Consider the following 12803-nt stretch of genomic DNA (forward strand, 5'->3'; position numbering starts at 1 on the left):
GTTATTGACATGAATATACTTGCAATGGATACATCGAATCAAGTATTAGGTGTTGCCATTCAACAAGATGATACAATACTAGGTGAAATGGTTACAAATTTACCTAAAAATCATTCCGTTCGATTAATGCCTGCTATAGATAGACTAATGCAGGAAGTAAATATGAAACCAGAACAGTTGGACAAAATAGTAGTAGCTAAAGGGCCAGGTTCTTATACAGGTGTTCGTATAGGATTATCTACAGCAAAATCGATGGCGTGGGCGTTAAATATACCTGTTATTGGCGTATCAAGCTTAGAAGTGCTTGCTTATCAAGGACGTTTTTTTAATGGTATTATTTCCCCTTTCTTTGATGCTAGAAGAGGGTTAGCCTATGCAGGGTGCTATCGTTTTGTAAATAATCAGTTACAACTTTTCAGAAAAGAAGAAAATGTTGCTATGCAGGATTTACTTGAGGAACTTAAAAGCTTGGAAAAATCAATTTTATTTTTAAGTCCAGACATATCCATTCATCAAGAACAAATTATATCAATAGTAGGGAATAGAGCAGTGATCCCAGAAGAGCAGGTTCATGTAATTCGTCCTACGCATTTAATTGCAGCGGCTAAAGAAAAACAAGTAGGGTCTACACATACACTACGTCCTAATTACCTTCGTTTAGCAGAAGCTGAGGCTAAATGGTTAGAAAGTAATAAAGGTTGTTAACTTCGTGATGAAGCAGGAAGTTAACATAAGAAAAATGCGAGTAGCAGATATTGATGCTGTTATGTATGTGGAGAAAGAATCATTTGCTACAGCTTGGTCAGAGGAAATTTTTAAACAGGAGCTTGTTGAAAATCCATATGGCCATTATTTTATTATTGAATGTAATGGAGAGATTGTCGGTTATGTAGGCATATGGATTGTCTTTGATGATGCACAAATAACCAATATTGCTATTTTGCCATCTCAGCGTGGAAGAAAATTAGGTGAACAGCTTTTCCGACATGTATTTAAATATGCACTTATCTATGGAGTGCGTCGTTTATCATTAGAGGTGCGAAAGTCTAATATTGTTGCTCAAAAGCTCTATCGCAAATTTGGGCTTGTAGCTGGTGGCATTAGAAAGCAATATTATACAGATAATCAGGAGGACGCAATTGTGATGTGGGTGAATATAAATGAGTAAAGAAGTAGTAATATTAGGTATTGAAACAAGTTGTGATGAGACGGCAGTTGCAATTGTCAAGAATGGCAAAAAAATCTTGTCCAATGTCGTTTCATCACAGATTGAAAGCCATAAGCGGTTTGGTGGTGTTGTCCCAGAAATTGCTTCCCGACATCATGTAGAGCAAATTACATATGTTTTAGAAGAAGCTATGGAACAAGCAGCTATTAGTTGGAGTGAAATTGACGGGATCGCTGTAACAGAAGGACCAGGTCTAGTGGGAGCACTGTTAGTTGGTGTGAATGCAGCTAAAGCTCTGGCCTTTAGTAAACATAAGCCATTAATTGGTGTACATCATATAGCAGGTCATATCTATGCAAATCGCTTGCAGGATGAATTTAAATTTCCTTTATTAGGACTGATCGTCTCCGGCGGGCATACAGAGTTAGTAATTATGAAAGCGCATGGTGAGTATGAAGTCATTGGCGAAACAAGAGATGATGCAGCGGGAGAAGCATATGATAAAGTAGCAAGGCTATTAAATCTACCTTATCCAGGTGGTCCCGAAATTGATAAGTTAGCAAAACGAGGAGAAGAAACGATTGATTTTCCAAGAGCTTGGTTGGAGCCAGATAGTTATGACTTCAGTTTTAGTGGATTAAAATCATCGGTTACAAATACAATTCATAGAGCAAAACAACGTGGTGTATCGTTAAAAGCAGAAGATATTGCTGCAAGCTTTCAAGCTAGTGTAGTAGATGTATTAACCATGAAAACAGTACGTGCAGCTAAAGAGTACCATGTAAAACAAGTCATCGTAGCTGGAGGTGTGGCGGCTAATAAAGGGCTTCGATCTTCTTTACAGCAGGAATTTGCCAACTTACAAATCCCTTTACAAATTCCGCCACTTTCTTTATGTACAGACAATGCTGCGATGATTGCAGCTGCTGGTACAATTGCTTTTGAGCAAGGGAGAAGGTCTGGACTAGATTTAAATGCTCGAGCGTCCATGCTGTTAAAGTAATCCACAACCATCCACAAGTATGTGAATAACTGTTAAGAATAGTGTTCTAGTAATAGCTTTATTGTGCATATGTTTGTGGATATATATAAACAATGCTGTGGATAGTGTGAATAACATATGAGAAACGTTGGGAGTAACTGCATGAAGATAGGGTTTTCCGTGTGTATAATGTTAGAGTAAAAGCAGAAATTTGGTGATAAGCAATGTCAAAAAAGCAATCCTATTATATACAAACAGATTTAATCTCTATATTTATATTACTTGTATGTGTCAGTTTGCTTTCGATCTATAATGCACAACAGTTAGAACAGTACAGCACAAACTTTATGCTGCAGCAAGCAGTTTGGTTTACGGTCGGAATTGGTATCGTTGCAGCTATACAATACTTAGATATGGAGCAAATATATAAAGCAAGTGGATACATTTATGCATTTGGTGTATTCGTACTCTTGGTGTTACTAATTAGCCCAGAAAGTATTGCACCATATACAAATGGAGCAAAAAGTTGGTTTAATTTAAGGGTTGCTACAATACAACCTTCCGAATTTACAAAAATAACGACCATCATTTATATGGCTACAGTTATTCAAAAGCATAAAGAAAAATTTATTAAACCAAGCATTAAATCCGATATTAAACTGCTTATTAAAATTTTGGCCGTGGTAGCTGTACCTGTGGCACTAATTATGAAGCAACCTGATTTTGGAACGTCAATGGTTTATTTATTTATAGCTGGGGTTATCATTATCCTTTCAGGTATTCATTGGAAAATACTAACGACATTAATTGTGAGTATCACTTCTGTTGCTGGAGCTACGCTAGCTTTTATTGTAAAATTTCCTGATTTAGCAAAGCAGCTAGTCGGCGAGGGACAAAAATATCAAATAGATCGCATACTAACTTGGTTTGATCCATCTCAACAAGCAAGTGATGCAAATTGGCATTTTAATCAAGCTTTTATGGCACTCGGGTCTGGTCAATTGTTTGGTAAAGGAATGGGGAGTCAGGAAGTGTCGTTTCCCGAAGCGCAAACGGATTTTATTTTCTCCATCATCGGGGAGAGTTTCGGCTTCGTTGGCGGCGCACTTGTGATCTTTTTATACTTTATCTTTTTATATAAATTAGTAATGATTGGCTTATCTATTTATAGCCACTCCCCGTTTTCCGCTTATATTTGTTTTGGGTTTATGAGTTTATTGCTTGTTCACGTCTTTCAAAATATTGGTATGGCGCTAGGTATTATGCCGGTAACAGGAATACCGCTACTTTTTATAAGTTATGGAGGTAGTTCTGTAATGGCTTCTATGCTTGGTTTTGGAGTTATTTATCGGATAGCTGTGGAAAACTCTATTCAAAATGATTATTTATTTAAATAGAACATGTGGATAAATTAAATGGTTTGGGTTATCCACATGTGTATAAAGGAAACCTCTGATAGTAGGAGTTTTCCCACTTTATTTAATCGTTTAAAGTTGTGAAATCCATGATATATCCTAAGATGGTACTTTTTTCTGATAAGTGGTGCTTCGAACTCAACAGGATTTTCTATAGTATTAGAAAAACTTGGCTTATCGCTAATTCTTTATGGCTTTCTTATAATATAATATAAAATAAAACTTACCCACATGACTTAGTCATGTGGGTAAGTTAATCTTCTAGTAAGTCTGCCCATTCTTCCATGAAGAGGTTCACTTTTTGTTTACGGCGATTGACTTCTTCTGACAATTCTAATGCTTTTTCATGGTCTTGAAAGATTTCTGGTAACTCCATCTGACTTTCTAGCTGCTCTATATCGTTTTCTAACTGTTCAATTTCAGTTTCAAGTTCTTCAATTCGTCTTTTTTTCTTTCTTTGCTCGCGCTGTAATTGCTTATCGCGTTCAAAATGGCGTTTTCTTTCTGAAGCGGGAGCTTGTTCACTTTGATTGGATGATTCGTTTAATCGTTTTAATTCAGCTTCCTCCGCTTTTTTTTCTAAATAATAATCGTAATCGCCAAGGTAAATGGTTGTTTTCACCTTTTGCATTTCAACTACTTGATCAGCAATCTTATTAATAAAGTAACGGTCATGAGAAACGAATAAAATCGTACCAGGAAAATCTATTAAGGCAGCTTCGAGTACTTCTTTACTATCAATATCTAAATGGTTGGTTGGTTCATCAAGAATTAGAAAATTAGCTTGTTGCATCATTAATTTTGCTAAAGCCAGGCGTGCTTTCTCACCGCCACTTAATGCATTTACAGGCTTTAATACATCTTCACCAGAAAACAAGAAATTACCGAGAACAGTCCGAATATCTTTTTCATTTGTGGTTGGATAGTCATCCCATAATTCCATTAACACGGTTTTAGAAGAGTTTAAGTTTGCTTGTTCTTGGTCATAGTAGCCGATTTGTACGTTTGTTCCGAGCTGTACAGTCCCTTGGATCGCTTTTAATTTTCCCAACACAATTTTTAGTAGCGTCGTTTTCCCAACTCCGTTTGGACCAACTAGAGCCACGCTTTCTCCGCGATTGATTTGCAAATGTACATTTTGGAATAAATTTTCTTCTTCATTCGGATATCGAAATAATAAATTATCTATTTTCAACACATCGTTGCCACTCCGGCGGCTTACTTGAAACGAGAAAGAAGCAGAGGCTTCATCCCCTAATGGTTTGTCTATTTTATCCATTTTATCTAGTTGTTTCCTTCTGCTTTGTGCTCGTTTTGTAGTTGAAGCTCGTACAATATTACGTTGAATAAAGTCTTCCATTTTCTTGATTTCAGTCTGTTGCTTTTCGTATTCTTTCCACTCTCTTTCGAAATCAAGCGCTTTTTGCTCTAAATACTTGCTATATGTTCCGACATAACGCTTTGTTTGATGGCGAGCTATTTCATACACAATAGATACCGTTTTATCTAGAAAGTAACGATCGTGGGAAACGACTACTATCGCACCAGGATAACTATTTATGTAGCTTTCTAGCCAATTTAACGTTGCAATATCTAAATGGTTGGTCGGTTCATCTAAAATGAGTAATTGTGGTTTTTTTAATAGCAGCTTTCCTAATGAAAGTCGTGTTTTTTGACCGCCGCTTAGCGTTTGAATAGGTGTATCATAGTCAAACAAATGAAAATTCAACCCTGTTAATACCGCTTTTATATCCGCTTCATATGTATATCCGCCATTTTGTTCATAAGCGTGACGTAAACGGTCATAATCATGCAATAGTTTTTCATAGGCTTCAGAAGTATAACTTGTTGCCTGTTCCATCTTTTCTTCAATTATTCGCAGTTGTTTTTCTTGTTTCGTTAATTCAGGGAAAACAGTAAGCATCTCCTGCCAAATTGTTTTTTCAGACTCTAGTGCAGTATGTTGAGCTAGGTAACCCAAAGTAAGGTCTTTAGGCATAAATAATTCACCTTGGTCATAACTTAGTTCCCCTGCCATTATTTTTAATAATGTTGATTTTCCGGAGCCATTTCTTCCCACGATAGCTATTCGATCATGGTCTTTTACTTCTAGCTTTATATTTGATAAAATTTCATCAGCACCAAATGATTTTGAAAGACCGTTCATTTGCATTCGTATCATAATATACCCCCATCTCTCTTCTAGTGTATCTTACTTTCCTAAAATCAATCAATACAATTGTGAACTAAGTCACGACTTATTTCCAGTTTTCTGCTAAAATAAAAGAGAGTTAGTAATTAAAACCAAATCCCCCGAATGATTCTAGGTTAGGAAAGTTGGATCAAAAGTATTGATGCAGTTTTAACTCGAAATCTATATCAAGAGGAAAGGATACTTTTTTAGTCGCTTTATTATGTAAGCGATACACAATAGGTTACGAAAAATTTTTAACTGTAAAGTCAAGAAATTGGTAACAGCATGCTGTAGAAAATTAAAATATAATAGTTGAAGTGGAGGATGATAAAATGATGGAGCAAAATAAAATACCTCAAGCGACTGCTAAAAGATTACCTTTATATTATCGATTCATAAATAATTTAAATCATCAAGGGAAAAAGCGTGTTTCTTCTAAAGAATTAAGTGATGCGGTAAAAGTAGATTCAGCTACCATTCGCCGAGATTTTTCCTATTTTGGCGCTCTAGGTAAAAAAGGGTACGGTTATAATGTGGAGTATTTGCTTGAATTTTTTCGGAAAACATTAGATCAAGATGAAACAACAGAGGTTGCACTAATAGGCGTTGGGAATTTAGGTACTGCATTTTTACATTATAATTTTATGAAGAATAATAATATTGCGATTAAAATGGCATTTGATAGTAACCCTGAAAAAGTCGGCACGATGGTTAGTGATGTACCTGTTTATCATATAGAGGAATTAGAGGATAGATTGGGTGATATTAAAGTGGCCATATTGACTATTCCTGGAAGTGAGGCACAACCTATGGCTGATCATTTGGTTAATAGGGGAGTGGAAGGGATACTCAATTTCACGCCAGCAAGAATAACTGTACCAAAGCATATCCGCGTACATCATATCGATCTAGCTGTGGAGTTACAAGCATTAGTTTATTTCTTAAAACATTATCCTCTAATTACAGAGGATGAAGAAGAGGAAGTACCCATGGATTGAGGTAGTTCAAGTGTAAAAGAGGAAAACACGCAAAAAATGATGGCTTCCTGAAGGGGAGACATCATTTTTTGTACTTATAGGAAAGTATAAAAGCTTCAAGGTTTATAGTGTGTAAGAAAAATGACAGCGTTTTTTCACCATAAGACTAGGTGGCAAGCCAAGTTTTTCTAACATTATAGAAAAGGATAAAGTATCAGATAAACAAGCTCTTTACAAGATACGGGAGTGCTGATATACATAATGAGCCTTCGTGCATGTCGGGGCTTCACCTTCCCCTGTACAAAAAAGCTGTCATCAGCTAAAGTTCCAATATCTATCTACTTTAATTCCTTCCTCACTAGCTCATAATGGATAAACAAATAAAATTAAAAATCATATTGCTTCATTCTTAAGCGTTTGAAATGTTAATAGAGCGTATCGAATTGTGAATCTTATGTTTTATTGTTGCGTTTTTGTCGAATATGAATGGCGATTAAGCGGATGCCTACACCTGTCTCCAGTGTGGCGAATAATGCTAACACCATTGTTGTTATATTCCACATTGTTTCGTCTACACTTAAAATAGCAACATAAGTGAAAAATGCTCCCATAATAAGGTAGATAATTCCCATTGTTTTGGGAGAAATCTTCATATTTTAAGCCTCCAACCAAAGCCTATTTTTCATACTACATGTAAGTAGAACGTTTACCATAAAGATTTGGTAACGTTTTTTATTAAATCCTATAAGTTAATGGTAGCATAGACGTGCGCGTATGCAAGGTAACTTATGATAAAAGGACGGTTTGTAGCTCGTTTAGTTGCTTTTCTATCTCTGCAGGATCAAGATTGTATTGCGCAATAACAACTAGTCCATTCATAGCCATGTGAGCAAATATGGGTACGATAATTCGTTTCGTTTCCACATACAAGTAAGCAAATACAAGCCCCATTGTTCCGTAAACTAAAATATGTTGTGGTTCGCCATGAATAATCGCGAAAAGAGCCGCAGATATGAGCGCTGCAATAAAGAAATTCGTTCGTTTATATAGATTTCCAAATATAATTTTGCGAAAAATAATTTCTTCTAAAATAGGAGCAGTCAAAACTGGAATAATTACAAACAAAGGAACAGCACGAGCCATTGCCATTATTCCTTGTGTATTTTCTGAACCGGGTTCGATTCCTAGAAGCATTATCTGAATGAAATTTGCGATGCCTTGGCTAAATATAGCCATAAATGTACCTAAAATAGACCAAGTAATGATACCCCAAATTGATGCACCGTCGCGCTGTTGTAATCCTTGTTTCAAGTCGGGTCGCATTAATAGTAGTACAACAATAAGACCTAATAGAAAACTAATTACCCCTCCATAAATGGATGCCTCTAATTTGGAAACAGGAAATGCGGTATAGACGATACTCCCAGTTAATATAACCGAAAATTGTGTAATAATGTAGCTAATAATAACCCACCAATATCTTTTTGGCAACGTACAACGACTCCTTTTCTTGTACTAAAAGTTTAAAGGTTTAAGTAGAAGGAAAACCACGGCTTCCGCTAAAAAGAACTGGCGGTAAGCCCAGTTTTTCTAATACTAGGATCGTAGAGGATTTTTTGGTTTATAGTGTAAAAGCAACGACGGTGCTTTTTCGCCATAAAGATTTTTTTTCCTCAATGATCCTATACATTTCTATTTTTATCTTTACGTATATTATTTTAAGTTTTTCGTATGAGAAAAATGATATTCTCCGTAAAAAATGGCTTCATGTTCAATAATAAATGATCTGCCCGTATCATATATTCCCTTTATGTCACGTGTGGGGGAATAGATATACTTCATGTAAATTCATTCATAAAGTGTCCCCATATCTTTATTAGGTCAGGAAAAACTGTATTTCAATGAATCAAATTTTCTTGGAAATACAAGAGGGATGGAGAAAACCTTATTGTTAGAACCGTATTTTAACGCATGAGAAATAATACGTATTTTGAAGTATTTATATTTGAATTATCACAATGAGTAACGATAACATAGAATGTACATGTTATTTTATCATATATTCGTAATTTCTATATAACAGAAAGATTGATGATGTATGAATTCTCTTGCTCTCTTATGTGTATGTTATTTTACACTGTAAGAAAACAATAGCTTTTGCCATACAGATTAGGCGAAAAGCCAAGTTTTTCTAAAAAATTATGCTTTCCTACTTGCAATTTTCTCCGGAATTATTTATTATAATAATTGGAATTAGCACTCACTTGATTCGAGTGCTAATAAAAATATAAGAATAGAATTAAGGAGGCTTTCTACACATGATTAAACCACTAGGAGATCGCGTTGTTATCGAGCTTGTTGAACAAGAAGAAAAAACTGCAAGCGGTATCGTACTTCCTGACTCTGCACAGGAGAAACCACAGGAAGGTACAGTAGTTGCAGTTGGTTCTGGGCGTGTAACAGAAAAAAATGAAAAGGTTGCCTTAGAAGTGGCTGAAGGAGACCGTATCATCTTTTCAAAATTTGCCGGTACGGAAGTGAAATACGAAGGCAAAGAATACTTAATTCTTCGTGAAAATGACATCCTGGCTGTAGTAAGCTAATCTCGATATAAGAATAGATAAATAATAGGTAACTTGAACAATAAAAGGAGGATTTATCGATGGCTAAAGAAATTAAGTTTAGTGAAGAAGCACGTCGCGCAATGCTACGTGGTGTAGATACATTAGCGGATGCGGTAAAAGTTACATTAGGACCTAAAGGACGTAACGTTGTATTAGATAAAAAATTCGGTTCACCGCTTATTACGAATGATGGTGTTACGATTGCAAAAGAAATTGAGCTTGAAGATCAGTTTGAAAATATGGGTGCACAACTCGTATCTGAAGTTGCTTCTAAAACAAATGATGTTGCTGGTGACGGTACAACCACAGCAACTGTACTCGCTCAATCCATGATTCGTGAAGGGTTGAAAAACGTTGCTTCTGGAGCTAACCCTGTTGGTGTTCGTCGTGGAATCGAAAAGGCTGTTGAAGTAGCAGTAAATGAACTAAAAACGATTTCCAAGCCAATCGAAAGCAAAGAATCTATCGCTCAAGTAGCAGCAGTTTCTTCTGATGATGCAGAAGTAGGTAACCTTATTTCTGAAGCAATGGAACGTGTTGGTAACGATGGTGTTATTACCATTGAAGAATCAAAAGGTTTTAACACAGAGTTAGAAGTAGTAGAAGGTATGCAATTTGACCGTGGATATGCTTCTCCATACATGGTAACAGACCAAGACAAAATGGAAGCTGTTTTAGAAGATCCATACATTCTAATTACAGATAAGAAAATCGGTAACATTCAAGAAGTATTGCCTGTACTAGAGCAAGTTGTTCAGCAAGGTAAACCTTTATTGATGATCGCTGAAGATGTAGAAGGCGAAGCGTTAGCTACACTTGTTGTTAACAAATTACGTGGTACATTTAACGCAGTAGCTGTTAAAGCTCCTGGGTTCGGTGACCGTCGTAAAGCAATGCTTGAAGATATTGCTACACTAACGGGCGCTGAAGTTATTACAGAAGACCTTGGTCTAGATCTTAAGAGCGCTACAATGGATCAACTAGGTCGTGCTGCTAAAGTAGTAGTTACAAAAGAAAACACTACAATCGTAGAAGGTTCTGGAAATCCAGAAGCAATTTCTGCGCGTGTTGCACAAATCCGTGCGCAAGCTGAAGAAACAACTTCAGAATTTGATAAAGAAAAACTACAAGAGCGTCTAGCTAAGCTAGCTGGTGGAGTAGCAGTAGTGAAAGTTGGAGCTGCAACAGAAACCGAACTAAAAGAGCGTAAACTACGTATTGAAGATGCGCTAAACTCTACACGTGCTGCTGTACAAGAAGGTATTGTTGCTGGTGGTGGTACAGCATTCATGAATATTTACAACAAAGTAACTGAATTGAACCTTGAAGGAGACGAAGCAACTGGTGCTAACATTGTACGCCGTGCTATGGAAGAACCAGTACGTCAAATCGCACACAATGCTGGTCTTGAAGGATCTATCATTGTTGAGCGTCTAAAAGGTGAAAAAGTAGGTGTTGGTTACAACGCTGCTACTGGTGAGTGGGTAGATATGGTTGAAGCTGGTATCGTTGACCCAACAAAAGTTACTCGCTCTGCACTACAAAACGCTGCATCTGTAGCTGCAATGTTCTTAACGACAGAAGCGGTAGTCGCTGACAAGCCTGAAGAAGACGGCGGCGCTGGTGGCGGAATGCCTGATATGGGCGGCATGGGTGGAATGGGCGGCATGATGTAAATCATCGCCCGTAACCCCTGATGCATCAAGGGTTATAAGTGTTGGTTAGGTGATATTTGGAGAAAATCTCACAAAAACCTCACATTTTTTAAAAAAGTTGTTTTTCCAAGGATGTTTCCGTAAAGATTAGATATCTTTTCGGTTGCATCCTTTTTCATTTTATCCGTAACATGTGTGTAAATCTGCATAGTAGTATCAATATCTTCATGGCCAACGCGCTTCATGATTGTAGCAATATCAACACCAGCTTCGGCTAGCATACTAATATGAGTATGTCTAAAAATGTGAGGTGTAGCATACTTTTTTATACTTGTTTTTCGCATGAGACGATTCATTCTGGTTAAAATTGTCTTTGTAACAATAGGAAACCCGTTTGCTCTTGCGAATACAAAACCTTTGTCGTGATAGTCTTCAATTAAAGTTCTATATTGCATTTTATGTTTATCGTTTTCTTGAACGACTTTTCGTAGCATGTCCATAACGGATTGTTCCATGCTTATTAAGCGGATGGATCCATCTGTTTTGGGAGTTGTTAGTTCGTAACCACGCATTATTATTTTTTTCATTCGTCTAAGTAAAGGTAAAAAAGAAGCTCAAAGAGTTTTCACGAAAACAGTCGTAAGCCGATTAAAAGCTTTGGGAGCTCATAAATTAGCTTGGGCAGCAGGAGCGGCGTTAGCGATTGCTAAACAAATTGAAAAAAGGGATAAATATCCTAATAATGGATGGATAGATATTGCGTTTTAGGAGTTGCTATCATGAAATTATTGACTACAATTATTTATGTGTTTTTGGTATTATACTTAGTTAATATATTTGAAATTGAAAAAGATTGGCTTTATTTATTAACTGTGGGGCCTATTGTAGTTTTTGGCGTATTATTCATTGTGCACTTATTTGATAAAAATAAATCTAGTAAGCATTAGTTGAAAACATTATATTAATGGTATGTTTCAAACCACCTCCTGTAACCAGAAACGAGTTACGGGGAGGTGGTTATTTGTATTCCATAAAATAACACGTACATTTGTTCCTTTTTATGATATACTGAGAACAAACGTTCTAAGGTGGTGTAGTCATGTTAGGATTATTTAAAAACTCATTAGATAACAAGCAAAAGATCATCATCTTCTATATGGATAGCAATAATCAAGTAACTGAGCGCTACGTACGTGTATTGGAGATAAAGGAAAATAGTATTTTAGCCTATTGCTACTACCGAAAAAAAGTGCGAACATTTAACATGGAAAATATTTTATCCGCTGGAAAAGTAAGAAAGAAGGTTGGGGCTTAATGGTTAATGATCGAGGTACAATAAAATGGACATCTATCATGATGCCAGAACATATTGAAATGCTACAGGAAATGTGGAAAGAACAAGAACATAAGGAAAAACCTATTTTGGATGAACAGCAGCAAGAGGAAATAAACACAAAATTACTGATGGCTGGAGTAAATGACTTAACTGTCGAAATAAAGTATTTCAATAAGCACGATTTTTATAAGGTAAAAGGTAAAATAACCAGTATCAATAAACAAAATAAATACATAAGCATTGCTGGACAGCATTTGCCTTTTGAGTGCATTATGGATGTGTGGATAAAATGAACGAGCACATCTCTTCCGTTTTCTCATTAACTTTACCATCTTCTGTAACTATAAATGAAATTAGTTACAAGAGATGGTGTTTTTATTTACTCAAATATAGACCAAAAATGTTTAAGTAGTAAAAACAACCTATATAAAAACAAGGAAAAAAGACGCATG

14 protein-coding genes are annotated in these 12803 nt (G+C 36.1%); 10 read left to right on the top strand and 4 right to left on the bottom strand.

Annotation, left to right across the window (positions count from 1 at the left end):
* Positions 1–9 precede the first annotated feature (9 nt).
* The 4 genes from tsaB to B2C77_RS03985 all read left to right on the top strand — a co-directional run bounded on the left by tsaB (position 10) and on the right by B2C77_RS03985 (position 3547).
* Positions 10–705, top strand: coding sequence for a tRNA (adenosine(37)-N6)-threonylcarbamoyltransferase complex dimerization subunit type 1 TsaB (gene tsaB / locus B2C77_RS03970; RefSeq protein WP_077702499.1), 696 nt, complete (start codon positions 10–12; stop codon positions 703–705).
* 7 nt (positions 706–712) lie between these two features.
* The gene (rimI, locus tag B2C77_RS03975) at positions 713–1168 is read left to right on the top strand and encodes a ribosomal protein S18-alanine N-acetyltransferase (RefSeq protein WP_077706820.1); all 456 of its coding nucleotides are present in this window, start codon (positions 713–715) and stop codon (positions 1166–1168) included.
* The gene (gene tsaD, locus B2C77_RS03980; RefSeq protein ID WP_077702500.1) at positions 1161–2171 is read left to right on the top strand and encodes a tRNA (adenosine(37)-N6)-threonylcarbamoyltransferase complex transferase subunit TsaD; all 1011 of its coding nucleotides are present in this window, start codon (positions 1161–1163) and stop codon (positions 2169–2171) included. The genes rimI and tsaD overlap by 8 nt, the downstream gene beginning before the upstream one ends.
* Positions 2172–2374: 203 nt before the next feature.
* On the top strand, positions 2375–3547 hold the full coding sequence (locus B2C77_RS03985; RefSeq protein ID WP_077702501.1) for an FtsW/RodA/SpoVE family cell cycle protein: 1173 nt from the start codon (positions 2375–2377) through the stop codon (positions 3545–3547).
* 271 nt (positions 3548–3818) lie between these two features.
* Here B2C77_RS03985 and B2C77_RS03990 read toward each other — a convergent pair whose 3' ends face one another.
* Positions 3819–5747 carry an ABC-F family ATP-binding cassette domain-containing protein gene (locus tag B2C77_RS03990; RefSeq protein WP_077702502.1) on the bottom strand — a complete coding sequence of 643 codons (1929 nt, stop codon included), beginning with the start codon at positions 5745–5747 and terminating at the stop codon, positions 3819–3821.
* A gap of 347 nt (positions 5748–6094) precedes the next feature.
* Between B2C77_RS03990 and B2C77_RS03995 the strand changes: the two genes are divergently transcribed.
* Complete coding sequence (locus B2C77_RS03995; protein ID WP_073013424.1) at positions 6095–6757, top strand: redox-sensing transcriptional repressor Rex; 663 nt, start codon at positions 6095–6097, stop codon at positions 6755–6757.
* A 431-nt stretch (positions 6758–7188) separates the two neighbouring features.
* On the opposite strand, the gene B2C77_RS04000 is transcribed toward B2C77_RS03995, so the two are convergent.
* Positions 7189–7389, bottom strand: a complete 201-nt coding sequence (locus B2C77_RS04000) for a YdiK family protein (protein ID WP_077702503.1) — start codon at positions 7387–7389, stop codon at positions 7189–7191.
* A gap of 133 nt (positions 7390–7522) precedes the next feature.
* Entirely contained in the window at positions 7523–8227 is a 705-nt protein-coding gene (locus B2C77_RS04005) for a CPBP family intramembrane glutamic endopeptidase (RefSeq protein WP_077702504.1), read from the bottom strand.
* A gap of 827 nt (positions 8228–9054) precedes the next feature.
* On the opposite strand from B2C77_RS04005, the gene groES reads away from it, so the two are divergent.
* Positions 9055–9339: a co-chaperone GroES gene (groES, locus tag B2C77_RS04010; RefSeq protein ID WP_077702505.1), complete on the top strand. Its 285-nt coding sequence runs from the start codon at positions 9055–9057 to the stop codon at positions 9337–9339.
* A gap of 59 nt (positions 9340–9398) precedes the next feature.
* A complete protein-coding gene (gene groL, locus B2C77_RS04015; RefSeq protein ID WP_077702506.1) occupies positions 9399–11036 on the top strand; it encodes a chaperonin GroEL in 1638 nt (545 codons plus the stop codon).
* A 68-nt stretch (positions 11037–11104) separates the two neighbouring features.
* Here the strand turns inward: groL and B2C77_RS04020 are convergent, their stop codons facing one another.
* Complete coding sequence (locus B2C77_RS04020; RefSeq protein ID WP_077702507.1) at positions 11105–11602, bottom strand: tyrosine-type recombinase/integrase; 498 nt, start codon at positions 11600–11602, stop codon at positions 11105–11107.
* Positions 11603–11794: 192 nt separating this feature from the next.
* Here B2C77_RS04020 and B2C77_RS21325 point away from each other — a divergent pair, with 192 nt between their 5' ends.
* The 3 genes from B2C77_RS21325 to B2C77_RS04030 all read left to right on the top strand — a co-directional run bounded on the left by B2C77_RS21325 (position 11795) and on the right by B2C77_RS04030 (position 12644).
* Complete coding sequence (locus tag B2C77_RS21325) at positions 11795–11962, top strand: hypothetical protein (RefSeq protein ID WP_176087269.1); 168 nt, start codon at positions 11795–11797, stop codon at positions 11960–11962.
* Positions 11963–12114: 152 nt separating this feature from the next.
* Positions 12115–12330: a WYL domain-containing protein gene (locus B2C77_RS04025; protein ID WP_077702508.1), complete on the top strand. Its 216-nt coding sequence runs from the start codon at positions 12115–12117 to the stop codon at positions 12328–12330.
* Complete coding sequence (locus tag B2C77_RS04030; protein WP_077702509.1) at positions 12330–12644, top strand: YolD-like family protein; 315 nt, start codon at positions 12330–12332, stop codon at positions 12642–12644. Before B2C77_RS04025 ends, B2C77_RS04030 begins: the two co-directional genes overlap by 1 nt.
* Positions 12645–12803: the final 159 nt, after the last annotated feature.

Source organism: Virgibacillus dokdonensis (assembly GCF_900166595.1).
Classification (GTDB): domain Bacteria; phylum Bacillota; class Bacilli; order Bacillales; family Amphibacillaceae; genus Virgibacillus; species Virgibacillus dokdonensis.